Here is a 547-nt window from a genome sequence, read left to right on the forward strand (position 1 = left end):
GTCACCCGGCCGGTGCCCGTCTTCGACGCCACCGACGACCGGTTCACCGCCCCCGGGGACATGCCCGCGCGCATCACCGCCTGGTGCGAGGAGCGCGGTCTGGAGCCCCCGCGCACCCGCGCCGAGGTCGTGCGCTCGATCCTGGAGTCGCTGGCGGCCGCGTACGCCACCACGGTGGAGCAGGCCGAGCGCCTGTCCGGGCGCACCATCCGCACCGTGCACATCGTCGGCGGCGGGTCCCAGAACGCCCTGCTGTGCCAGCTCACCGCCGACCGCACCGGCCGTCCCGTCCTCGCCGGCCCCGTGGAGGCCACCGCCGTCGGCAACGTCCTGGTGCAGGCCCGCGCGGCGGGCCTGGTGACGGGGAGCCTGGAGGCGCTGCGCAGCATCGTCGCCGCCACGTTCGACCCCGTCCGCTACCGGCCGAGGACCGTTGCGGCCACCGCGCGCTGAACGGAGCGGCCCGTCCGGCACGGGCCCTCGGATCGCCGAGGAGGACCGCTGCCGGCCCGGTGAGGTCCGGGCAGCCACGACGAGTGCCGCCCCG

General features: G+C 77.1%; 1 protein-coding gene. It reads left to right on the forward strand.

Annotation, left to right across the window (positions count from 1 at the left end):
- Positions 1 to 453, forward strand: a 453-nt coding sequence (locus tag RF647_RS19195) for an FGGY-family carbohydrate kinase (protein ID WP_368813127.1), incomplete at its 5' end; no start/stop codon positions are given.
- Positions 454 to 547: the final 94 nt, after the last annotated feature.

The sequence above is a fragment of the Kocuria sp. CPCC 205263 genome (assembly GCF_040981075.1).
GTDB lineage: Bacteria > Actinomycetota > Actinomycetes > Actinomycetales > Micrococcaceae > Kocuria > Kocuria rosea.